Raw genomic sequence first — 22224 nt, forward strand, 5'->3', positions numbered from 1 at the left:
GGGCAGGCCCGCGCCGCCGTCAGATGTCGAGGAAGCGCACGTCCTTGGCGTTGCGCTGGATGAACGAGCGCCGGGCCTCGACGTCTTCACCCATGAGCACGGTGAACAGCTCGTCGGCCTGGGCGGCGTCGTCGAGGGTGACCTGCAGCAGGATGCGGTTCTCCGGGTCCATGGTGGTGTCCCACAGCTCCGTGGCGTTCATCTCGCCGAGGCCCTTGAACCGCTGCACGCCGTCGCGGGGGCGCGGGTCGCGTTTGCCCGCCGCGATGCCCTGCTCGATGATCGCGTCGCGCTCGCGGTCGGAGTAGGCGTAGTCGGAGTCCTGACCGCGGGCGTCCCACTTGATCTTGTAGAGCGGGGGCTGGGCGAGGTAGACGTGGCCGGCCTCGACCAGGGGCTTCATGAAGCGGAACAGCAGGGTCAGCAGCAGCGTGCGGATGTGCTGGCCGTCGACGTCGGCGTCGGCCATCAGGATGATCTTGTGGTACCGCAGCTTCTCGATGTCGAACTCATCGTGGATGCCGGTGCCCAGGGCGGTGATCATCGCCTGGACCTCGTTGTTCTTCAGGACCCGGTCGATGCGGGCCTTCTCCACGTTGAGGATCTTGCCGCGGATCGGGAGGATCGCCTGGTACTGCGGGTTGCGGCCACCCTTGGCCGAGCCGCCGGCCGAGTCGCCCTCCACGACGTAGATCTCGCACTTGCCCGGGTCGGTCGACTGGCAGTCCGACAGCTTGCCGGGCAGCGAGGTCGACTCCAGCAGGCTCTTGCGGCGGGTCAGGTCGCGGGCCTGCCGGGCGGCGATGCGCGCGCGTGCCGCCTGCGTGGCCTTGTTGATGACCTCTTTGGCCTCGCCGGGGTTGGCGTCGAGCCAGCCGCGCAGGTTCTCGTACATCGCGCGCTGGACGAACGACTTGGCCTCGGTGTTGCCGAGCTTGGTCTTGGTCTGGCCCTCGAACTGCGGGTCGGCCAGCTTGATCGAGATGATCGCGGTCAGACCCTCGCGTACGTCCTCACCGGCGAGGTTGTCGTCCTTGCCCTCGCGCAGGAGCTTCTGCTCGCGCGCGTACTTGTTGACGACGGTCGTCAGCGCGGCGCGGAAGCCCTCCTCGTGGGTGCCGCCCTCCGCCGTGTTGATCGTGTTGGCGAAGGTGTGGACGGACTCGGAGTAGGACCCGCTCCACTGCATGGCGACCTCGACCGACATGCCGTCGACCTCGTCGCTGAACGCGATCACCGACTGGTGGACGACTTCCTTCTTGGCGTTGAGGTAGCGAACGAAGTCCTCAATGCCGCCTTCGTAGTGATACGTGACGGTCTTGGGCTCGCCGTTGATGTGCTCGGGCCGCTCGTCGGTCAGCGTGATCGACAGCCCGCGGTTGAGGAAGGCGTACTCCTGCATGCGCCGGCTGAGGGTCTCGAAGTTCCATTCGAGCGTCTCGAAGATCGCTCCGTCGGGCCAGAAGCTGATGACGGTGCCGGTGTCCTCGGTCGCCTCGCCCTTGACCAGCGGGCCCTCGGCGCCCCTCCAGGTGTAGGCCTGCCGCCACACGTGGCCGTCGCAACGGACCTCGGCCTCCAGCCGGGTCGACAGCGCGTTGACGACCGCCGAGCCGACGCCGTGCAGGCCGCCGGAGACGGCGTAGGACTTGCTGTCGAACTTACCGCCGGCGTGCAGGGTCGTGAGGACGACTTCGATCGCGGGGCGCTTCTCGACGGGATGCTCGCCCACGGGGATGCCGCGGCCGTTGTCGGTCACGCGGACACCACCGTCGGCGAGCAACGTCACCGTGATCGTGTCGGCGTATCCGGCGAGGGCCTCGTCGACCGCGTTGTCCACGATCTCGTAGACGAGGTGGTGCAGACCACGTTCGCCGGTGGAACCGATGTACATCCCGGGGCGCTTACGGACCGCCTCCAGGCCTTCAAGGACAGTGATCGAGCTAGCGTCGTACGCCAAGTGGAGATCCTCCTGCCGGAGGACACTCGCCGCGCAGCTCCCCGTACAACAAGCGGGGCGCCCGATCCACGGGCGGCCCGCAACGGCGATCGTGTCCTGTATCCGCTCCTATTCTACCCAGACCAGCCCCGTTCCTGGGCCATGAAGCGCGTTGTAAGCCCGTGTGAGCCCTGAAACCGACCCCTTGGGGATCCCCCTATTGGGTCCGGGGGGTCACGAGGCGTACGGACGGCGAAATCGTGTCGAGCTTCTTGCTTCCGCGCCGCTGTCAAGTGCTACGCACAAGCTGTGGACAACTCGTCAGGAAGCGGCGCGCCGAGGCTCCCGCGCGGCCCCGTGTCAGGAGCGCGGCCGGCGCCCGCCGGTCACGCGCAGTCGCCCTCCGCCGTGCTGCCCGCCCGAGGGACCGACGACCTTGACCCGCTGCACGGTGCCGTGGCCGAGGTCCTCATTGAGGCGCTTGACGAGGTTGGCCGCGAGCAGGCGTACCTGGGTGGCCCAGTTGGCCGAGTCGGCGGCGATCACCAGGACGCCGTCCTCGAACGTCTCGGGTCTGGTGTGTTCGGCCAGTTCGGGACCGACGATCTGCGGCCAGCGGCCGAAGACGCCGCCGACGGCCGCGCGCTCCTGCCAGCCGCGAGCGGCCAGGAGCTCGCGGATCGCGGGCCCGAACGCCGTGGGGTCGCCGCCGCGGCCGGACTCGCGCACCGGCCGGCGCCGCTTCTTGCGCGTCTGGCCCGGCAGTGCCCCGCGCTCGCGGGCGTCCGCCTTGGCCTGGGCCAGGGCCTCACGGGCGAGCTCGATGCCGGACTTCTCCTCACCCGAGTTTTCCACAGGCTGTGGATCGCGAGGCTCATCGGACACGGGTGACCTCCCCCTCGGCGACGTCATAGGCCGCGCCGGTCAGCCTCTCGGGCACGTCGGCGGGCACGGCCGCGGTGATCAATACCTGCTCGGCGGGCGCGACCAGCTCCGCCAGGCGCTCACGGCGCCCGGTGTCCAGCTCGGCGAACACGTCGTCGAGGATCAGCACCGGGTCGTCGCCGTCCGCGCGGAGCAGCTCGAACGCGGCCAGCCGCAGCGCCAGCGCGAACGACCAGGACTCACCGTGGCTCGCGTATCCCCGGGCCGGCAGGTCGCCCAGCTTCAGCAGGAGCTCGTCGCGGTGCGGGCCGACGAGGCTCACGCCGCGCTCCAGCTCGCCCCGCCGCGCCTCGGCCATCGCGGCCAGCAGCTTTTCCCCCAGCTCGGCACGGTCTGTGGACAACTCCGCGCCGGCCGAGGAGCGGTATTCCAGGTCCGCGGCGCCGCCCGGCGCCAGCGCGGCGTACGCCTTGGCCACCAGCGGGCGCAGCGCGGCGACCAGGTCCAGCCGCGCGCCGAGCAGCTCCGCGCCCGTACGCGCCAGATGCGTGTCCCACACGTCCAGCGTGCTGATGACCTCCGGGCCGGGCGCCCGCCGGTGCTGGGCGGCCGATTTCAACAGGGCGTTGCGCTGCTTGAGGACGCGGTCGTAGTCGGAGCGCACGCCCGCGAACCGGGGCGCGCGTACGGTCAGCAGCTCGTCCATGAAGCGCCGCCGGTCGCCGGGGTCGCCCTTGACCAGCACGAGATCCTCGGGGGCGAACAGCACGGTCCGCAGCATCCCCAGCACCTCGCGGGGCCGCTGCACCGGCGAACGGTTCAGGCGGGCGCGGTTCGCGCGACCGGGATTGATCTCCAGCTCGATCAGCGCGCGGCGCTCGTCGCGGACCACCCCGGCCCGTACGATCGCCCGCGGCGCGCCCTGCCGGACCAGGGGAGCGTCTGTGGAAACCCGGTGGCTGCCGTGCAGCGCGACATAGCCGACGGCCTCGACGAGGTTGGTCTTGCCGTGGCCGTTCGGCCCGATGAACGCGCTGATCCCCGGATCCAGGGCGATCTCGGCGGACTCATAGGACCGGAAGTCCCGCAGCGTCAGGTGGGCGACGTACACCCAGACGAGAGTAGGGCCTGTGCGGCGCGCTCGCCGCACCGACGCGTTGTCCCCAGGCTGTGCACAACCCGGGCCGGTCTGTGGAAACGACGCTGCGCGGTTCCGGGGGATCGTCCCCTGAGGCGGCCGAAGGCCACCGAGCACGGGCGGTCGCCGGCTGTGGAGACCGCCCGCGTCGTACGTGGATCAGGCCGGCGGGGTGACGTCGGCGCCGGGCGAGTCGGCGCCCTTCGCCGTCTCCACCGCGTGGCCGCCGAACTGGTTGCGCAGCGCCGCGATCATCTTCATGGCCGGCGACTCGTCCTGCCGCGAGGCGAACCGCGCGAAGAGTGCGGCCGTGATCACCGGCAGCGGGACGGCGTGGTCGACCGCCGCCTGCACCGTCCACCGGCCCTCGCCGGAGTCCTGTGCATAACCCTTGAGCTTGTGCAGCTCCGGGTCGTCCTGCAGCGCCCGGTCGGCCAGGTCGAGCAGCCAGGAACGGATGACCGTGCCCTCGCGCCAGCTACGGAAGGTCTCGGGCACGTTTTTGACCAGGTCGGTGGCCTCGAGCAGCTCCCAGCCCTCGGCGTAGGCCTGCATCATGCCGTACTCGATGCCGTTGTGGACCATCTTGGCGAAGTGGCCGGCGCCGACCTCGCCGGAGTGCACGAAGCCGAAGTCGCCCTCGGGCTTGAGCGCCTCGAAGATCGGCATGAGGCGCTTCACGTGCTCCTCACTGCCGCCGACCATGAGGGCATAACCGTTCTTCAGGCCCCAGACGCCGCCGCTGACCCCGACGTCCACGAAACCGATGCCCTTCTGATCGAGCAGCTTCGCGTGTTCCTGGTCGTCGATGTAGTGCGAGTTGCCGCCGTCGATGACCAGGTCACCGGGCTCGAGGACGTCCGCGAGGCTCTCCACGGTCGCCCGGGTGGCCTCACCGGCCGGGACCATGACCCACACCGCACGTGGCGCGCTGAGCCGGTCGGCGAGCTCCTGGAGCGAGCCGACGTCGCTGACCTTCGGGTCGCGGTCGTAACCGACGACCGTGTGGCCGGCTTGGCGCAGGCGCTCGGCCATGTTGCCGCCCATGCGGCCAAGGCCGATCATCCCCAGTTCCATGTGAGTTCTCCTCAGAAGGGATCCCTGTCCCCTATGAGCGTAGTGAACCTGTTGATCAGCTCGACAGGCGGATGGGCATGATCAGGTAACGGTAGTCCGGGTCGGCGTCGTCGGCCGGCTTACCGGTCATGACGGCCGGCTTGGTCGAGGTGGTCATGGCCAGGCGCGCGACGTCGGAGCCGATCGCGCTGAGCCCGTCGAGCAGGAAGTGCGGGTTGAAGGCGACGTCGATGTCCTGGCCCTCCAGCGAGGCGCCGAGAACTTCCACAGCCTGTGCATCGTCACCGCTGCCCGCCTCCAGCACCACCTCGCCCTGCCGGAACGACAGGCGCACGGGGGTGTTCTTCTCGGCGACGAGACCGACGCGCTTGACGGCCTCGGCGAACGGACCGGTCTCGACCTCGGCGACCGAGGAGGTCTCCTTCGGCCACAGCGACTGGTACTTGACGAACTCCGCGTCGAGGAGCCGTGTGGTCGTACGGCGGCCGCCGCCGTCGAAGCCGATCATGCCCTCGCCGCTGCCGCCGGACGCGAGCGCGATCGACACCTCGGCGCCGGAGGTCAGCGACTTGGCGGTGTCCGACAGCGTCTTGGCGGGCACCAGGGCGACGGCGGAGATGTCGGGCTGCTCGGGCTTCCACCGGAACTGGCGTACGGCGAGGCGGTAGCGGTCGGTGGAGGCGAGCGTGACGGTCTCGCCCTCGATCTCCACCCGCACGCCGGTGAGCATCGGCAGGGTGTCGTCGCGGCCGGCGGCGATGGCCACCTGCGACACCGCCGCGGCGAACTCGTCGCTGCCGACCGTGCCGGCGGCGGGCGGCATCGCCGGGAGGCTCGGGTAGTCCTCCACAGGCATGGTCAGCAGTGTGAACTTCGCCGTGCCGCACTTGAGGGTGACCTTGGCCCCGTCGGTGGTGATCTCGACCGGATGCGCGGGCAGGCTGCGGGAGATCTCGGCGAGGAGCCGGCCCGACACCAGCGCGGTGCCCGGCTCGTCCGCGTCGATGTCCATCGTCATCTGCGCGGAGACCTCGTAGTCGAACGAGGACAGCTTGAGCGTCTCCCCGGCCTCGATGAGCATGCCGGCGAGCACCGGGACGGGCGGGCGGACCGGCAGTGTGCGCGCGGTCCAGGCAACGGCGTCGGCGAGGACGTCTCTGTCGATGCGGAATTTCACTTTGGACCGTCTCCTGAGGTTTTGATCACCTGGGGTCGTGGAACAGAAGAGACCGTACGGGGTCCACCCAATCGTGGCCCCGCGCGAGCCCCTAGTTCTTGTCTTTCTCTTCAGTAGATAGAACAACAGTCACAGTCTTAGGGGCCGTGGATACTGGGGAAAACCCTAGTCTTCGCAGGTCAACCCCCGAATCTCTGTCCACCGCTGCTGTGTATCGAGCCTGTGGACTCCGTGGATGCCTGAGGACAGTCGCGAAGCGTCCCCATCTCATCCACCGACGGTCCACCGTTCATCCCCATCTCATCCACCGGATCGGCCCCGCCGTCCACATGGTTGTCCACCGGATTGATCCACAGAGTTTTCCCCACCCTGTGCAATCCACCGTCTCTGGATAACCGCTGTGGAGACTCTGTGGACGCCTGTGGACGACTGTGGAGAACTCCGGGACGGCATCGGGATAACTCCGGGACGGCTGCTCAGGGACTCCGAGGCGGCTCAGGCCCCGCCGTTGCGCGCCTGCTGCTTGATGCGGTTCGTCAGCTCGGTGACCTGGTTGTAGATCGGGCGCTTCTCGGCCATCAGCTTGCGGATCTTCTTCTCCGCGTGCATGACGGTCGTGTGGTCGCGCCCCCCGAACTGCTGACCGATCTTGGGCAGCGACAGCTCGGTCAGCTCGCGGCACAGGTACATCGCGATCTGCCGGGCCGTCACCAGCACCCGCGAGCGCGACGGGCCGCACAGCTGCTCCATGTCGATGCCGAAGTACGTCGCGGTCTGCGCCATGATCGTCGCCGCGGTGATCTCCGGGCCGGTGTCGTTGGGGATGAGGTCCTTCAGCACGATCTCGGCGAGCTGGAGGTCCACCGACTGCCGGTTGAGGCTCGCGAACGCGCTGACCCGTATGAGCGCGCCCTCCAGCTCACGGATGTTGGTGGAGATCTTCGAGGCGATGTACTCGAGCACCTCGGGCGGCGCGACCAGGCCCTCCTGCACGGCCTTCTTGCGCAGGATCGCGATGCGCGTCTCGAGCTCGGGCGGCTGCACGTCGGTGATCAGCCCCCACTCGAACCGGTTGCGCAGCCGGTCTTCCAACGTCACGAGCTGCTTGGGCGCGCGGTCGCTGGAGATCACGATCTGCTTGTTGGCGTTGTGGAGGGTGTTGAACGTGTGGAAGAACTCCTCCTGCGTCTGCTCCTTGTTCTCCAGGAACTGGATGTCGTCGACCAGGAGGATGTCCATGTCGCGGTAGCGCCGGCGGAAGTTGTCGGCCTTGCCGTCGCGGATCGCGTTGATGAAGTCGTTGGTGAACTCCTCCGAGCTCACGTAGCGCACCCGCGCACCGTTGAACAGGCTCTGCGCGTAGTGGCCGATGGCGTGCAGCATGTGCGTCTTGCCCAGGCCCGAGTCGCCGTAGATGAACAGCGGGTTGTAGGCCTTGGCCGGCGCCTCGGCCACCGCGACCGCGGCGGCGTGCGCGAACCGGTTGGACGAGCCGATCACGAACGTGTCGAAGGTGTACTTGGGATTGAGCCGCGCGTGCTCGCCGGTGCCCTTGCTCTCGGCGGGCGCCGCGGACGGGCGCGGCTGCCAGCCCCCGCCGGGCGCCGACCCGGGTGTGGGGACGAACGGGTCGCGCTGCGGACCCTTCTGGTCGGTGGGGTTCTGGCCCGCGGGCTGTTGGTCCTGGCGGTAGTGGCCGCCGTAGTCCTGGCCGTTCCTGGGGGAGCCCGCGCCGTAGTCCTGTGGATAGTCCTGGCCGTTCCCCGGGCCTCCCGTGTAGTCACGGTTGCCCTCGGAGCCTGCGCCGTAGCGGCCGGCGTACCGGTCGGTGTACTCGCCGTAGTGCTCCGGGGTGTACGGGCGCGGGTCGGCGGCCGGGCCGCGCAGCGTCTGGCCGGAGTATCCCTGCGGCTCGGGTGGGTACGGCCGGGGCTGCTCGTGGTCGGACTCCGGCTCGGCCGGCAGCGGCCGGTCGGCGGGTGGCGGCTGGTCGGGCTGTACGGTGACGGCGACCCGGATGTCGCGGCCGAGCTGGTTCGACAGCACCTGGGTGATCAGCGGCCGCAGGCGGTTCTCCAGCACGTCCTTGGCGAAGTCGTTGGGGGTCGCCAACAGGGCGGTGTCCTCGACCAGGGCCAGCGGCCGGGTCATGGCCAGCCATGCCCGGTGCTGGGGCGGGAGATCACCCGGAAGGGCCTCGAGCGCCCTGGTCCATACCAGGGCGAGATCCAGACCGTCCATCCTTTGTTCTCCCCTCCTTCGCCAGGTGTGCGGCGACACGTCACTTCCCCGGCGTACCGCGTGCACCTGCAGTGGACCACTCTCTCATGCGTCATCCACAGGGTTGTCCACAAGTTGTGCACGGGGAGGGGGAACGCGGTGGATAACTCTCGCCGGTTTGACCGCGAGGCAGGTCAGACCGTAACGTACGACGGTCGAGTCGCATCGACGGCGGTGCTGCACGCCCGCAGGTCGCCGACTCCCGCAGGCGGGGTCTATGCGCCCGTGATGCGACCTATACCAACGTTGACCGCAGCACCCCTCTGGAGTCTCGAGTGAGCAAGCGTACTTACCAGCCGAACAACCGTCGCCGGCACAAGAAGCACGGCTTCCGGCTCCGCATGCGCACCCGGGCGGGGCGCGCGATCCTTTCCTCGCGCCGTCGCAAGGGGCGCGCCCACGTCGCGGTCTGACCAGCGGCAGTCATGCTGCCGTCCGGAAACCGGATGCGGCGGCGAGAAGAGTTCACTTCGGCCGTCCGGCGCGGTGATCGTGCCGGACGGCCGCGTCTGGTCCTGCATCTGCAGCATCGCGACGACGCCGACGAGCCGGTACGTGTCGGTTTCACCGTCGGTCGGCCGGTCGGTGACGCGGTGACCCGCAACAAGGTGCGCCGCAGACTCCGGCATATCGTGCGTGAGCGCCTCTACCGGCTGCCAGCGGGTAGCCTGCTTGTGGTGCGCGCCAATCCGAAGGCGGCGACCGCACGAAACGACGAACTCGCCGCGGATGTCGACGCGGCACTCGACCGGCTCCTTCGGCGAGAGGTCAAGAGGCGGAGATGACAGGGAAGCCGACGCCCGTCGCCCGGGCATTGATGCTGCCGATCGTCTTCTACCGTCGATTCATCAGCCCCCTCTTCGGGCCCGTCTGTCGCTTCCAGCCCAGCTGCAGCACGTACGCACTCGTCGCGTTGCGACGGCACGGCGCGCTGCGTGGAGGCTGGCTGGCCGTACGCCGCATCGCCCGCTGCCACCCGTTCAACCCCGGTGGGTACGACCCCGTGCCGCCGCGCAAGGACGAGGCACCCCCTGACCTCACGCCGCGGCAGAGCGGCACCGCAATCGGAGAGCACTAGGAGCCAGTCGGTGAGTTTCAGCTTCCTCGATCCGCTGTTCGAGGCGGTCGCGTGGGTCATCGTCCAGATCCACGCCGGCCTCAGCTTGATCTTCCCCGCGGACAGCGGCTGGGCGTGGGGTCTGTCGATCTTCCTCCTGACCGTCCTCATGCGGCTCATCATCTTCCCGCTGTTCGTGAAGCAGATTCACGCGTCGCGGAAGATGCAGGAGTTGAACCCCCAGGTTCAGGCGCTGCGCAAGAAGTACAAGAAGGACAAGCAGCGTCTCAACCAGGAGATGATGAAGCTCTACCAGGAGGCGGGCGCCAACCCGCTCTCCGGGTGTCTGCCGCTCGTCGTGCAGTTCCCGATCTTCATCTCGCTGTACAACGTGCTGCGGGCCATCTCGACCACCAAGCCGGGCCAGTCGAAGTACGGCATGTCGGCCGACCTGATCCAGAGCGCCCAGCACGCGCACATCTTCAGCGCCTCCATCCCCACGACGTTCGTCGAGTCGTTCCACGACAAGCACGTCGGCGCGATGATCGTGACGCTGCTGGCGGTGCTGATCAGCTCCACCACGACGTTCTTCACGATGAAGTCGAGCGTCGGCCGTTCGATGCAGACGATGACGGCCGACAATCCGATGATGCAGTCGCAGAAGTTCCTGGTGTACCTCTCGCCGCTGTTCGGCCTCTTCGGCCTCACGCTGCCGCTCGGTGTGCTGATCTACTGGGTGACCACCAACTCCTGGACCCTGGCCCAGTCGCACTACGTCTACAAGAAGTACCCGATGTCCACGGCGCAGGGGCAGGCCACGGCCGACGGCAAGGCGGGCACGGCCAAGACGGGTACCTCCAAGACGGGCGCCTCGCGTACCGGCACGGCCAAGGCGGGTACGGCGAAGGCGGGTGCCGCCAAGGCGGGCGCGACCAAGACCGGCGCGAAGGCGAGTGTGCGGGCCGGCAGCTCCGTGGCCGGCGGCAAGACCAGAAAGAAGGCGGACGCCGAACCGGAGCCGGAGGACACCCCTCCGGTGCCGAAGGTCGCGCGACAGCAGCCGACACGGCAGTCCCGCAGCAAGAGGAAGCGGTAGCGTGACTTCTCAGTCCAGTCCGAGTACCCACGAGGAGCCCGGTGTGAGCCAAGCCGAAGCCGAGACCACCGAGCCCAGGACGGTCGACGTCCAGGCGCTGGAGCAAGAGGGTGAGATCGCGGCCGACTACATCGAGGGCCTGCTGGACATCGCGGACCTCGACGGCGACATCGACATGGACGTCGAGGGCGAGCGCGCGATGGTCTCCGTCGTCGGTGCCACCCTCGATGAGCTCGTCGGCAAGAACGGCGAGGTGCTCGAGGCCCTGCAGGAGCTCACCCGCCTGGCGGTCCACCGCCGTACGGGCGAACGCAGCCGGCTGATGCTCGACGTGAGCGGTTTCCGCGAGCGGCGCCGCGCGGAGCTGACCAAGCTGGGCCGCGAGGCGGCCGAGGAGGTCAAGCGCACCGGCGAGTCCAAGCCGCTGGCGCCGATGACCCCGTTCGAGCGCAAGGTCGTGCACGACGCCGTCGCCGCGGCCGGGCTGCGCAGCGAGTCAGAGGGCGAGGAGCCCAGCCGCTACGTTGTGGTCCACGTGGAGTAGCCGGCACTCTCGGCCATCGACGGTCCCGTCACAGTCACCTGTGACGGGACCGTCTTTTTGTGGCCTTTGTAGGCGTCACCGGACGTCCCGGCGTTCGTGGACGGTGCGGCGTACCTGGGAGTGACCCGCGGGGTCGACCGGCTCGACCACGGTCGGCTCGTCTGCGGCCCCCCTCATGTACGCCCCGGGCTGGGGCTCGCCGTCGATGACGTCGACGTCCTGCACCACGGCGGCGCGGCGCCGGGCGCGCGGCCTCGTGTAGGCGAGCGTGATGACCAACATCGCGATGCCTACGAAGATGAGAATCCAGCCGATCATCTGGACGTCGATCCCGCTGACGTGGAAATGGGTCGCGAACGCGAGGATCGCACCCAGTGCGATCAACACCAACGCTGAGCCGATACCCATGGTTGCTACCTCTCCTTCGACGGAACATCCATCGGAGGGATACCCCTGCCTCGGGGGATATGCGTGTCGTGGCATCTTCGTTCCGTACGACGGACATCCGCCCTGGTGGGAGGCATCGAATCGGAGGCGTTGCCGGGTCGGCGTTCGCGAGGCCGCTCACGTGTGGAAGCATTCGATGTCGGTGGGAATCCCCAACCGTTCCCGAGTCGCTTCCAGAGCCTGTGACCATGCCTTCACTTCCTGCGCCGTCGGCCGCCCGCGAGATCTTCGGTGACGCGCTTCCCCTCGCCGAGCGGTACACCGCCTTCCTGGCCGGTCCCGGCGTCGAGCGCGGTCTCATCGGACCTCGCGAGGTCGAGCGTCTTTGGGACCGGCATGTGCTCAACTGTGCCGTGCTGACCGAACTGGTGCCCGAGTCGGCGAATGTCATTGATGTGGGCTCGGGCGCCGGCCTGCCGGGCATCGTTCTCGCGATCATGCGCCCGGATCTGTCGGTAACGCTCCTGGAGCCGCTTTTGCGGCGTACTGTCTTTCTTCAGGAATGCGTTGATCTCCTGTCGCTCTCTCACGTCACCGTACGCCGGGCGCGTGCCGAGGAGGTCGCCGGCGAGTACGCCGTGGACGTCGTCACGGCCCGGGCCGTCGCTCCCCTTGAGCGACTCGCCGGGTGGGCACTGCCGTTGCTCAGGCCGGAAGGCGAGCTTCTCGCGTTGAAAGGTGAGCGCGCGGCGGCGGAACTCGACGAAGCACGACCCGTTCTGGAGAAATTCGGGGTCCGCGTGGCAGAGGTACTCCACGTCGGTCACGGTAAGGTCGAGCCGCCGACGACGGTAGTTCGCGCGGTCGCGGGGAGGGTCCCGCAGCCGCCGAAGGGGCGGTCTGGTTCCCGTCGAGGCGGGCGTCGGCGCGGTGGAGCGCATGGACGGAAGAGGTGACGGTCCTTGACCACGGCAGAGGGACTGGGCTGGCCGAACCGAGCCACGCGGGCGCCTTCGGACGATGCGACGGGGCTCGGATGGCCGTCGCAGGGTCCTTCGGAGAGTTCGGAGAGTCCGCCGCAGCCCGCTCCTGATCCTGTCAAAGAGACGTCGCAACGTGATCCGGCACACGGGGAGTCGAAGTTGGTAAGCGAGGCGCTCAAAGCGGCCGAAGTTTCACGTGAAACGAGCCAGCCGATCGCTCAGGCGGCAGCCGCGGCGCTACGGGTGCAGGCGAAGCGCGGCGAGAAGGAGTGGCCCCGTCCCCCGCGGTGCCGCGTCATCACGATCGCCAACCAGAAGGGCGGCGTCGGAAAGACGACGAGCGCGGTCAACCTGGCCGCGGCGCTGGCGATGCACAACAACCGTGTGCTCGTGGTCGACCTGGACCCGCAGGGCAATGCCTCCACGGCTCTCGGCGTCGAGCACCACAGCGACATCCCGTCGGTCTACCACGTGATCCTCGAGGGTGGGGCGTTCGAGGACATCGTCGTGCCGGCGGAGGGTCTGCCCAACCTCTACTGCGCTCCGGCGACCCTGCACCTGGCGGGCGCCGAGGTCGACCTCGTCCCGATGGTGGCTCGCGAGTCGCGGCTGCGGAAGGCGCTCGAGTCGTACGACCTGAGCAACCTCGACTATGTGCTCATCGACTGCCCGCCCTCGCTCGGGCTGCTCACGGTCAACGCGCTCACGGGCGGGAACGAACTGCTGATCCCGATCCAGACCGAGTACTACGCGCTCGAAGGCCTGAGCCAGCTGCTCCACACCGTCGATCTGGTCAAGCAGCACCTGAACCCGAACCTCGCGGTCTCCACGATCCTGCTCACCATGTACGACGCGCGTACGCGCTTGGCGGCCCAGGTGGCGGACGAGGTCCGTAGCCACTTCGGCGATCTCGTCCTCGGGACGGTGATCCCCCGCAGCGTCCGGGTGTCGGAGGCCCCCAGCTACGGCGAGTCGGTCCTGACGTACGACCCGGGATCCAGCGGTGCGCTCGCGTACACGGAGGCGGCACGGGAGATGGCCTACCGCGGGGCGGAAGACAGCAAATGAGGACGCGGCGCCGGTCCGCCCGTACGCTTGACCTTCGCGGTGTCAGTGAGCCAGGGCGGTCGCCCGGCGCTGGGGGCATGGAGGGACCGAAGTGAGTCAGCAACGACGCGGGCTGGGCAAGGGCCTGGGCGCACTGATCCCGACGGCGCCCGCGCCGTCCGCGGACCAGGAGGCCACCCGCCCGGCACCGCCGTCCGGCGACGGCGAGGTGCAGGAGCCGGTCCTCGTCGCGGGTGCGCACTTCGCCGAACTCCCCATCGAGAAGATCACCCCGAATCCACGCCAGCCGCGGAAGACGTTCGACGACGAGGCGCTGGAGGAGCTCGCGGCGTCGATCAGCATCGTGGGCCTGCTGCAGCCGATCGTGGTCCGCGAGCTGAGCTCGGGTGAGTACGAGCTCATCATGGGCGAGCGGCGCCTGCGGGCGTCGAAACTCGCCGGCGTCGACACGATCCCGGCGATCGTACGGGACACGACCGACGACGACCTGCTGCGCGACGCGCTCATGGAGAACCTCCACCGGCAGCAGCTGAACGCCCTGGAGGAGGCGGCGGCGTACCAGCAGCTGCTGGACGACTTCGGCGCGACGCACGAAGAACTGGCGGCCCGCATCGGCCGCTCCCGGCCGCACATCACCAACACGCTCCGCCTGCTGAACCTGCCGTCGGCGGTCCAGCTCCGGGTCGCGGCCGGCGTGCTGAGCGCGGGCCACGCGAGGGCGCTCTTGGGTCTGGACAGCGCGGAGATGCAGGAGCGACTGGCGACCCGCATCGTGGCGGAAGGCCTGTCGGTGCGCGCGGTGGAGGAACTGATCGCCCTGGGGGAGGCCGGCGACACCAAGAAGGCGGCGCGCCGGAAGTCGGGGAACAAACCGGTGAACCCTCGCGTCCAGGAACTGGCCGCGGAGCTCTCGGAACGTTACGAGACCAAGGTCAGAGTCGACCTCGGCCACCGCAAGGGGAAGATCGTGGTCGAGTTCGCGTCCCTTGAGGATTTGGAACGCATCATCGACGCGATGAGTCCCGGATCCCGACCGGGCCCCGACCCACAGTAGGACACCTGGCGGCTCGTCCGTCGAGCCGACGCCTGGGGCAGCCGTCTCGGCTGGCGGGCTTGAGTATCTGCCGCGGCCCTTGCCGCCAGGGCCCCCCGATGACCGGCGCGCAGCCAGCGCACCGGCGGCGCGCGACCGATCTTCCATCTATCGGGCAGACTCCTACCAGCGTCTCGGAAGACGATCCGCCGCCTGACCGCTGAGAGCCCGGAACCCCTCGCGCGGTGCCAACGGCAAACTGACGGAGTCCAGGCCGCGAATCGTCGAGGCCCTCCATGCGGCCCTTCCCCGTTTCACGTGAAACGGGGAAGGGCCGCATGGCGATCGGGCGGTCGTGTTGGCTGAATGGCGCACGCTGCTCGTCCCCTTGCACCGTCCGATGCGACTTTGCGTAGATGGCTCTCCAGCCGTCCGTGGAAGGCTGCGCCTTAGCCGGTGAGGTGGCGTCGGCAACGACTCAGAGGCGGCGTTGTCCGACGGCCCGCGAGGACGACAATCGACTTTCCGCCGCGACCGGTGAGCTCCCACGGGCGCATGCAGTCCGGAACCGACACTCCCCATGCGTCTCCAGCCCCCCGGCGTGCAGCGGTGCGTGTACGCGACACGGGGCGGAGGGTTGAGCGCAGATACGCATTCTCGGACCGAGGCGATCGTCCCTTCCGAAGCCGCATCACAGACTGGGCCCAGGGGCTGACGGATATTGGCCGGAGCGCCGGATGACCCGGCACCCGGCGCTGGTTCGCGGTGCGCCTGGCTGTCTTCTCGCACCGGTTGGTTCGGGTGCCGCGCGGTGGTCGGCGCCATCGTTTGGACGCCCGTGACGTCTGAGCCTCCGCCGCATATCGCCGCGGACACGTCGGCGCGCGGACGAGCTGCGCGCGCTGCACCGCCCACCGGTCGTGACGCACGGAGACGTGCCGCAGTTGGGCGTTAGGCGTCGGCTGAAGACCATCCACGCCGATCCGATGCGGCCGCGCTCGATTGCCAAGACAACGGCCTTCGTGGCGCATGAGCTTCACCGCGACCTGGATCGTGGTACATCGTCAAGATGCCGTCGGAGCGGCCGCTGCGGCCCTTCAGGGAGATCGTGTCGAGGGGGAACGGGCCCCGCGTCCACCCCGGCGGCGCGGGCGGCTTCGACGCTAGGGACGATCTCATCGATCTCGCGCGGGCCGAACACGCCGCGCTCCGATTGGCGATCATTACGAGCCCATCGTCGCGGTCGGCTGCTGCCCGGGTTCCTTCGCCAAATCGGTAGCCACCTTCTTCGGTCTTCAGTCCGTGTTTCACGTGAAACGGGGGCGCCCATGGCGGGCCATCGACAGTCCGCGGTTGCGCGCGACGCGAGGGGTTTCTGGTTCTCGGCGGTAGGTGGCGGGTTGGCCTTCCAAGAGGCTGTCGGGGGATCGTTCGATCGGCGCAGCGAACGGGTACAGCGGCCGTACCCGATGGAACGACCGGGGTGCACCGACGGTGAGCTGAAGGCGAGATGGCCAACCGAGCCTCTTTGACGGCGAGGCGCGGCCCGCGGCAGATGCTCAAGCACTCCAACGCGCTCCAAGTAGATCGCCTGCAACGCCTCCGCGATGCCGACCGCCAGCGCCGACACCGGGGGCCCCACCGGCCGGGCGGGCTGCGTCGCGTTCAGCGCACGACCGGCGAGGCTGCTCCGGTTCGATCGAGGGCGGTGCTCGGCAAGGGACGTCTGATTCCCGCCGTGTCCTCCCCTCGGAATGCTGAACTCCCTTCACGGCGACCAGGCTGTTCTGTGCCACCCACGTCGTAGGTCGATGCCTGGCACGGAGTTGGCGGAAGACTGTCTGCTCGACGGGTTTCACGTGAAACGGCGCAAGAACATTGCCTACGAAAGAGATGGCCTTCGCGTCCCAGGGCAACAGAGGACGACCCGCTGGCCACGGACGCGGAGACCGCGTTGCGTTCGCAGGCGTGGTGGTGTGATGCCGGGGACGGATGGATGGGTGCGTCAGTGCGGACCGGCACGCGGCCAGTGAGGCACATGTGGCGGCACGGCACTTGAGTTGGCCGACGCGCTCCGGGGGCTTTGCCGCTCCAGCGAGGCCTTTGGGAATACTGCTCTGGCGGCCGCGATGAACACCGGCCCGCGCCGCTGTCGACGATGGGGAAGCAGGCAATGTAGCTCTTGGTGGACGCCAGGTGTGGGGCACCTTGATGTCGCCAGAAGGAACGTCTAGCCCGGCCTAACCCGGTCACTAACGGCCGGTTGGTGTTCCACGCCCGCCGCCTGCTCGCACCGCTGGATGCGCCGCAATGATGAGCGGCATGGGCCTCGAATATGCCCGCGACGGCGAAGGGAGCTCCCTTCGCCGCACTCGGAGTTCTTCTCGCGTTCGGCTGCCAGTTCCCGTGGTTCGTGTCACTGGGTGGTGGCCCGTTCGATGAGCCCGGCCCCGGTGACCTACGACGGCGGGACAATCCGGATCGCTTTGCCGGCTCATCAACCATGCCGACAGGCCGATGGCCCCGGCGTCGACGGCAGACACGGCCGAGTGGACGCAGCGCGTATCGCATGACTGAGTTGGCCAGATCTTCGGCCGGTAGCCCGTTTCACGTGAAACCCACGTGGTCGATCGCCGTCGACAAAGATTTGCCAGGCGTCCCAGGACGGACTTCCCTTCAGCGAGTACAGCGGGGCCGTCTTCATACGTGCGGGGGAGAGCGGGAAGCGGTGGCCGGGTGACTCACCCATCGACCAGCGCTCTGGGTGGCCCTTAACCCACGAGCGGTTGGTAGGCATCATCGAGGTACGGAGACCACCGGAGAGCACCAGAAGGCGGTCCGTCGCAACCACGCCAGGGCCATGCACTGTTCGGTCGGCTCCACCGCCGGGTCCGCCAGGCATGTGATGGCAGGAACGAATGCCTGCCCGCACAGTCGTTGGCATGCCGGGAGGCCCTCTGCGTGCCGAGCGTTAGGTTCGTGCCCTGCCGGACCGGATCCTCATCCACTGCCCACGGACCGGGAGACCTCATCAGCTCCGCTGACCGGACGCTCCAGCCCATCGGCCCCGGGGCGTCGAAGGCCCAGCCGGTGGGGGCCTCGGAAGCGCGCGGCGTCACATCCCGCCCGCGGCATGCAATCCCCCGCTGCCCAGCCCCGCACCCACCGCACCAGTGTTTCGGATCCCGCACTGACGTCGAGGTGGCCGAAGACGTGGGCATAGTGAGCCACCAGTGCCGCAACGACCGGACCGCGTGGCGCGAGGCCGGGTCGTTGCCCCCTGCCAGGGCGGAACCGGTCCGCTCCACGTACGACTGCGGCGAGGTCATGGACCGGTGCACCGTGCGCTGGGCGGCGTTGCGCCGTACGCACCCGGCAAGCCCACGGCATTGCCCAGTTCGGCCGCCTGGCCCTCGGCCCGCGCCCCACGCCGCAATCCGAATCTCGGGCCGCTCCACCAACGTCCGAATTTGCCTCAGGGTTGTCGGGTATCTCGGGCGTCATGGAGCGCCTGACGCAAGACGCCGGCGTTCGTCCTCGGAGAGGCGGGTCGTCGTGCCCGTTGCCGGGTTAATCTCGGAGTCAGAGCCGGGACTGTTCCGCGTAGGCGTGGCCTGAGGGTTGTGCTCTGGTGATAACAGAGTTCGAGAAGTAGCTCTAAGATCTTCCTGTAGCGGGAATAGGTCCTGGTGATGAAGGCGCTCCGCCCAAGAAGGGGGCCTGGCCGGTGTCGCGTCGTCTAGTGAATATCACGCTCGACAACGTCGAGGATCTGCCGACCCGCTGTCGCAAGTGCGTGTTCTGGGAGCTCGACCCGGTCAGCATGCAGCGCGCCGAGGACACCGGGGATCCCGCACTCGAAAAGGAAGCCTGGATCTCCTCCACGCTCCTCGAGTGGGGAAGCTGCGGCAAGCTCGTCTACGTCGACGGGGTGCCGGCCGGATTCGTGATGTACGCGCCGCCGCTCTACGTTCCGCGTTCGGTTGCGTTTCCGACCAGTCCGGTCAGTGCCGACGCGGCGCTCATGATGACCGCTCACATCCTTCCCGAGTTTCAGGGTGGTGGGCTCGGGCGCATGCTCGTCCAGGGCGTCGCCAAGGATCTGACCCGCCGCGGTGTACGGGCCATCGAGGCGTTCGGGGATCTCAAGTGGGAGAAGCCCGGCTGCGTCCTGCCCGCGGAGTACATGCTCGCCGTCGGCTTCAAGACCGTACGGCCGCACCACCGCTACCCCCGCCTCCGGCTCGAGCTCAAATCCGCCGTCTCCTGGCGTGAGGACGTCGAGGTCGCCCTCGAACGCCTCCTCGGGTCCATGTCCCCCGAAGGCGCCCTCCGCCCCGTCTGAGACCCTCTGACGACCACGGCCCAGCGGCAAAGCAAGACGACACGCCGCCCAAAATCAACATCAACGGACGCCGTACGACCGGCCTCGCCCCCTCACCCCGTACGTACGCCGTTTTGCCGTCTCAGAAGGCCCACAGGCCTCTCAGACCCCATCTCTAACCGATCACACCAGAACAACGGCGTTCTCCCGCCAGCGGGCCTCTCGCGAGTTTTACCAGGTCAGGGGCGTAAAAACGGCTCCGGCCCCACGTCAGAGACGTGGAGCCGGAGCCGAAAGGGCCGCGGAAGCGCAGGCAGCGCTCAGATGAAGTCGGCGAGGTCCTTCAGAAGAGCGGCCTTCGGCTTGGCGCCGATGATCTGCTTGACGACCTCACCGCCCTGGAAGACGTTGAGCGTCGGGATCTGCATGATGCCGTAGGTCGCCGGCACCTTGGGATTCTCGTCGATGTTGATCTTTACGACGGAGAGCTTGTCGGCGTGCTCGGTGGCGATCTCTTCGAGGATCGGGCTCACCTGGCGGCACGGGCCGCACCACTCAGCCCAGAAGTCCACCACCACCGGCTTGTCGCTCTTGAGGACCTCGACGTCGAAGTCGGCGTCGGTGACAGCCTTGGTTGCCACGGGGATCTCCTAACTCGTGCTGAGGTATGACTGGGCGGAACTCACGCGCGCTGCGGCTTGACCTCGGCCGGCGGCTGCTCCGGCATTTCGGCCGGTGACTGCTCCGTCAGCTCGGCGGTGCCCTGCTCCTGCAGCCAGCGCTCGGCGTCGAGCGCGGCCGCCGAGCCGGTGCCGGCGGCGGTGATGGCTTGACGGTACCGATGGTCGACCACATCACCGGCCCCGAACACGCCGGGCAGCTTGGTCTCGGTCGTCGGCGCGTTGACGCGGAGGTAGCCCTCCTCATCGAGGTCGAGCTGGTCCGCGAACAGCTCCGTGCGTGGCTCGTGCCCGATGGCGATGAACACACCCGACACGTCGAGCGTGCTCTCCTCGCCGGTCTTGACGTTGCGGGTCCGTACGGCCGTGACACGGTCGTCGCCGAGGATGTCGACGACCTCGGAGTCCCACAAGAAGTTGATCTTCTCGTTCGAGAAGGCGCGGTCCTGCATGATCTTGCTGGCGCGCAGCTGGTCGCGACGGTGGATGACGGTGACCGAGCGGCCGAAGCGGCTCAGGAAGATGGCCTCTTCGAGCGCGGAGTCGCCACCGCCGACCACGGCGATCTCCTTCTCGCGGAAGAAGAACCCGTCACACGTCGCACACCAGGACACGCCGTGCCCGGACAGTCGCTTCTCGTTCGGCAGCCCCAGCTCGCGGTACCGCGACCCGGTCGCGATGATGACCGCGCGGGCCAGATGGGTCTCGCCGTCCACCTTGACGACCTTCGGGTTCGCCGCCAGGTCGACCTCGGTCACATCGTCGGCCACCAGCTCGGCCCCGAAGCGCTCGGCCTGCTTGCGCAGGTTGTCCATGAGCTCCGGGCCCTGGATGCCGTCGGGGAAGCCGGGGAAGTTCTCCACCTCGGTGGTGTTCATCAGCGCCCCGCCGGCGGTGACGGCGCCTTCGAAGACCAAGGGCTTGAGGTCACCACGCGCGGCGTAGATCGCGGCCGTATAGCCCGCGGGCCCCGACCCGATGATGATCACATTACGCACGTCGCTCACAGTCGCGCCTCTTTCCGATCCTGTCGTCGAAGCCCGTGTCGATCACTTTGCTTCGCAGTACGAGTAAACCGATCCTAGGCGGCCTGGATTCCCGCACCGGTCACCGGCACCGACAAGCATGAGAAAGGGCCGGCCCGTCCCCGGGAGGGGAAGGACCGGCCCGTGAAGCGGTCGGTCAGCGCTCGACCGACCGATGTGCCAGTACGTCGGCGTTCGAGCCCGAACACCGATCGCCCACGACCCACACGTCCGCGTGTCCGGCGTCCTGTCCGGGCAGCGTGATGACGGTGGCCGCCCGGCCGTCGTACGTCGCAGAGTCGACCAGCAGCGGGACCTTTCCGCCGCCCACCCGGGCCACGCAGGCGCCGAGTGCCTCCGGCGCGCTCAACGCGTGTGCGCCGCCGGTGGCGGGCTTCGCGAGAACGCGCACGACCTGCGACCGCAGATCTTTGGAGGTGTACTTCGTGCCGGAATGGACGACGGTGAACGGAACCGCCGGCGCGACCGCCGGCCCCGGTGCCGAGTGCGTAGGGTCGGCGATCGGCGGCCGGGCGCTCGTCGCGTTGCTGGAGCCTCCGTCGTCCACGACGGTGCGGACGGCGGCGGCTCCCCCGCCTACCAGCACGACCGCCGCGGCAGCCGCGGCGATGTACTGAAACCGGCGGTGAGGCCGGCGCACGGGTGCGTGCGAGGCCGCTTCGGCGGCCAGCGCCGCGTCGAGCCGGTCGACGAGATGCGCGGGCATCGGTGGTACGGGCGCCCGCGCGAGAACGCGGGAGACCTCCGCCACCTCGGCAGCGCGTCGGCGGCAGTCGTCGCACGCCGCCAAGTGGGCCTCAGCGGATGTGGCCGTGGCGTCGTCGAGAATTCCCTCGGCGAAGTCGGCCAGCGCTTCATAGTCAAGGTGTGCGGCAGTCACGCGGGTTTGCCACCTCCTTCCTCCGCAGATCTGACGTCGGAGCCGGCGCCCTGGTTCCGAAGGTGACCAAGAAGCGGTGCGAGCCGCGCGCGACCGCGCGCGCACCGGCTCTTGATCGTGCCCGGGGGTACCTCCAGGACCTTGGCCGCGTCATCGACGGCGTACCCCATCATGTCGACGAGGACGAGTGCCGCCCGTTGCTCGAAGGGTATGCGCTGGAGTGCGTCGCTGACGTCGAGCGACAGTTCGTGCGCCGACGTCGGGTCGGGGTTCTTGGGGGCGACCGAGTCGAGCGTGGCGTCGTCGCCCATGGGGACGACCGGCCGGATCGAGCGCCGGCGCAGCCGGTCGAGGCAGGCGTTGACGACGATGCGGTGCAGCCAGGTCGTCACCGCCGCGTCGCCGCGGAACCGGCCCGCCGCGCGGTAGGCGGACAGGAACGCCTCCTGCAGCGCGTCCGCGGCCTCTTCCTGATCGCCGAGCGTGCGCAGCGCCACCGCCCACATTCGGTCGCGGTGCCGTTGTACGAGTTCTGAGAAAGCGTCCGGATCGCCGTCGGCGTGACGTCGCAGCAGCTCCTTGTCCGGAGCAGCCTCGACCGAGCGTCCCCCACGCATGATCGCCATAGTC

20 protein-coding genes are annotated in these 22224 nt (G+C 68.6%); 9 read left to right on the top strand and 11 right to left on the bottom strand.

Annotated features, from left to right (window positions below; all coding sequences use genetic code 11):
• Positions 1-19: 19 nt before the first annotated feature.
• The 6 genes from gyrB to dnaA all read right to left on the bottom strand — a co-directional run bounded on the left by gyrB (position 20) and on the right by dnaA (position 8457).
• The gene (gyrB, locus tag ABEA10_RS39710; protein ID WP_345473019.1) at positions 20-1960 is read right to left on the bottom strand and encodes a DNA topoisomerase (ATP-hydrolyzing) subunit B; all 1941 of its coding nucleotides are present in this window, start codon (positions 1958-1960) and stop codon (positions 20-22) included.
• Positions 1961-2299: 339 nt separating this feature from the next.
• A complete protein-coding gene (locus ABEA10_RS39715; RefSeq protein WP_345473021.1) occupies positions 2300-2794 on the bottom strand; it encodes a DciA family protein in 495 nt (164 codons plus the stop codon).
• A gap of 19 nt (positions 2795-2813) precedes the next feature.
• Entirely contained in the window at positions 2814-3935 is a 1122-nt protein-coding gene (recF, locus tag ABEA10_RS39720) for a DNA replication/repair protein RecF (RefSeq protein ID WP_329248801.1), read from the bottom strand.
• Positions 3936-4121: 186 nt separating this feature from the next.
• Positions 4122-5054 carry a phosphogluconate dehydrogenase (NAD(+)-dependent, decarboxylating) gene (gnd, locus tag ABEA10_RS39725; protein ID WP_345473394.1) on the bottom strand — a complete coding sequence of 311 codons (933 nt, stop codon included), beginning with the start codon at positions 5052-5054 and terminating at the stop codon, positions 4122-4124.
• Positions 5055-5094: 40 nt separating this feature from the next.
• Entirely contained in the window at positions 5095-6216 is a 1122-nt protein-coding gene (gene dnaN, locus ABEA10_RS39730; RefSeq protein WP_329248795.1) for a DNA polymerase III subunit beta, read from the bottom strand.
• A 495-nt stretch (positions 6217-6711) separates the two neighbouring features.
• The gene (dnaA, locus tag ABEA10_RS39735; protein ID WP_345473024.1) at positions 6712-8457 is read right to left on the bottom strand and encodes a chromosomal replication initiator protein DnaA; all 1746 of its coding nucleotides are present in this window, start codon (positions 8455-8457) and stop codon (positions 6712-6714) included.
• Positions 8458-8771: 314 nt separating this feature from the next.
• Here dnaA and rpmH point away from each other — a divergent pair, with 314 nt between their 5' ends.
• The 5 genes from rpmH to ABEA10_RS39760 are packed head-to-tail and all read left to right on the top strand — an operon-like array spanning position 8772 to position 11193.
• On the top strand, positions 8772-8909 hold the full coding sequence (rpmH, locus tag ABEA10_RS39740) for a 50S ribosomal protein L34 (protein WP_345473026.1): 138 nt from the start codon (positions 8772-8774) through the stop codon (positions 8907-8909).
• Positions 8910-8921: 12 nt separating this feature from the next.
• Positions 8922-9281, top strand: coding sequence for a ribonuclease P protein component (gene rnpA / locus ABEA10_RS39745; protein ID WP_329248790.1), 360 nt, complete (start codon positions 8922-8924; stop codon positions 9279-9281).
• Positions 9278-9574 carry a membrane protein insertion efficiency factor YidD gene (gene yidD, locus ABEA10_RS39750; protein ID WP_329248787.1) on the top strand — a complete coding sequence of 99 codons (297 nt, stop codon included), beginning with the start codon at positions 9278-9280 and terminating at the stop codon, positions 9572-9574. Before rnpA ends, yidD begins: the two co-directional genes overlap by 4 nt.
• Before the next feature lie 10 nt (positions 9575-9584).
• Positions 9585-10649, top strand: a complete 1065-nt coding sequence (yidC, locus tag ABEA10_RS39755; RefSeq protein ID WP_345473029.1) for a membrane protein insertase YidC — start codon at positions 9585-9587, stop codon at positions 10647-10649.
• 43 nt (positions 10650-10692) lie between these two features.
• Positions 10693-11193, top strand: coding sequence for a Jag family protein (locus ABEA10_RS39760; RefSeq protein ID WP_345473031.1), 501 nt, complete (start codon positions 10693-10695; stop codon positions 11191-11193).
• A 75-nt stretch (positions 11194-11268) separates the two neighbouring features.
• Here the strand turns inward: ABEA10_RS39760 and ABEA10_RS39765 are convergent, their stop codons facing one another.
• Positions 11269-11601 carry a DUF6458 family protein gene (locus tag ABEA10_RS39765; protein WP_345473033.1) on the bottom strand — a complete coding sequence of 111 codons (333 nt, stop codon included), beginning with the start codon at positions 11599-11601 and terminating at the stop codon, positions 11269-11271.
• 227 nt (positions 11602-11828) lie between these two features.
• Between ABEA10_RS39765 and rsmG the strand changes: the two genes are divergently transcribed.
• From rsmG to ABEA10_RS39785, 4 genes are all read left to right on the top strand, one after another.
• On the top strand, positions 11829-12536 hold the full coding sequence (gene rsmG, locus ABEA10_RS39770; RefSeq protein WP_345473395.1) for a 16S rRNA (guanine(527)-N(7))-methyltransferase RsmG: 708 nt from the start codon (positions 11829-11831) through the stop codon (positions 12534-12536).
• A gap of 270 nt (positions 12537-12806) precedes the next feature.
• Complete coding sequence (locus ABEA10_RS39775; RefSeq protein ID WP_425551020.1) at positions 12807-13631, top strand: ParA family protein; 825 nt, start codon at positions 12807-12809, stop codon at positions 13629-13631.
• Positions 13632-13722: 91 nt separating this feature from the next.
• Positions 13723-14685: a ParB/RepB/Spo0J family partition protein gene (locus tag ABEA10_RS39780; protein ID WP_345473035.1), complete on the top strand. Its 963-nt coding sequence runs from the start codon at positions 13723-13725 to the stop codon at positions 14683-14685.
• Between the two features lie 3721 nt (positions 14686-18406).
• Entirely contained in the window at positions 18407-19009 is a 603-nt protein-coding gene (locus ABEA10_RS39785) for a GNAT family N-acetyltransferase (protein WP_425551021.1), read from the top strand.
• A 299-nt stretch (positions 19010-19308) separates the two neighbouring features.
• On the opposite strand, the gene trxA is transcribed toward ABEA10_RS39785, so the two are convergent.
• From trxA to sigM, 4 genes are all read right to left on the bottom strand, one after another.
• Positions 19309-19629, bottom strand: a complete 321-nt coding sequence (trxA, locus tag ABEA10_RS39790) for a thioredoxin (protein ID WP_329248764.1) — start codon at positions 19627-19629, stop codon at positions 19309-19311.
• Positions 19630-19670: 41 nt separating this feature from the next.
• The gene (gene trxB / locus ABEA10_RS39795; protein ID WP_345473039.1) at positions 19671-20675 is read right to left on the bottom strand and encodes a thioredoxin-disulfide reductase; all 1005 of its coding nucleotides are present in this window, start codon (positions 20673-20675) and stop codon (positions 19671-19673) included.
• A gap of 175 nt (positions 20676-20850) precedes the next feature.
• On the bottom strand, positions 20851-21594 hold the full coding sequence (locus ABEA10_RS39800; protein ID WP_345473041.1) for a zf-HC2 domain-containing protein: 744 nt from the start codon (positions 21592-21594) through the stop codon (positions 20851-20853).
• Positions 21591-22211: an RNA polymerase sigma factor SigM gene (gene sigM, locus ABEA10_RS39805; RefSeq protein WP_425551022.1), complete on the bottom strand. Its 621-nt coding sequence runs from the start codon at positions 22209-22211 to the stop codon at positions 21591-21593. Before sigM ends, ABEA10_RS39800 begins: the two co-directional genes overlap by 4 nt.
• Between the last annotated feature and the right edge of the window lie 13 nt (positions 22212-22224).

Source organism: Actinoallomurus oryzae (assembly GCF_039541955.1).
Lineage (GTDB): Bacteria > Actinomycetota > Actinomycetes > Streptosporangiales > Streptosporangiaceae > Actinoallomurus > Actinoallomurus oryzae.

Excerpts from the sequence above, each read along its gene's own strand:
- sigM (WP_425551022.1), bottom strand. The coding sequence starts at position 22,211 with ATGCGTGGGGGACGCTCGGTCGAGGCTGCTCCGGACAAGGAGCTGCTG.
- rnpA (WP_329248790.1), top strand. The coding sequence starts at position 8,922 with ATGCTGCCGTCCGGAAACCGGATGCGGCGGCGAGAAGAGTTCACTTCG.
- dnaA (WP_345473024.1), bottom strand. The coding sequence starts at position 8,457 with ATGGACGGTCTGGATCTCGCCCTGGTATGGACCAGGGCGCTCGAGGCC.
- yidD (WP_329248787.1), top strand. The coding sequence starts at position 9,278 with ATGACAGGGAAGCCGACGCCCGTCGCCCGGGCATTGATGCTGCCGATC.
- ABEA10_RS39765 (WP_345473033.1), bottom strand. The coding sequence starts at position 11,601 with ATGGGTATCGGCTCAGCGTTGGTGTTGATCGCACTGGGTGCGATCCTC.
- rsmG (WP_345473395.1), top strand. The coding sequence starts at position 11,829 with ATGCCTTCACTTCCTGCGCCGTCGGCCGCCCGCGAGATCTTCGGTGAC.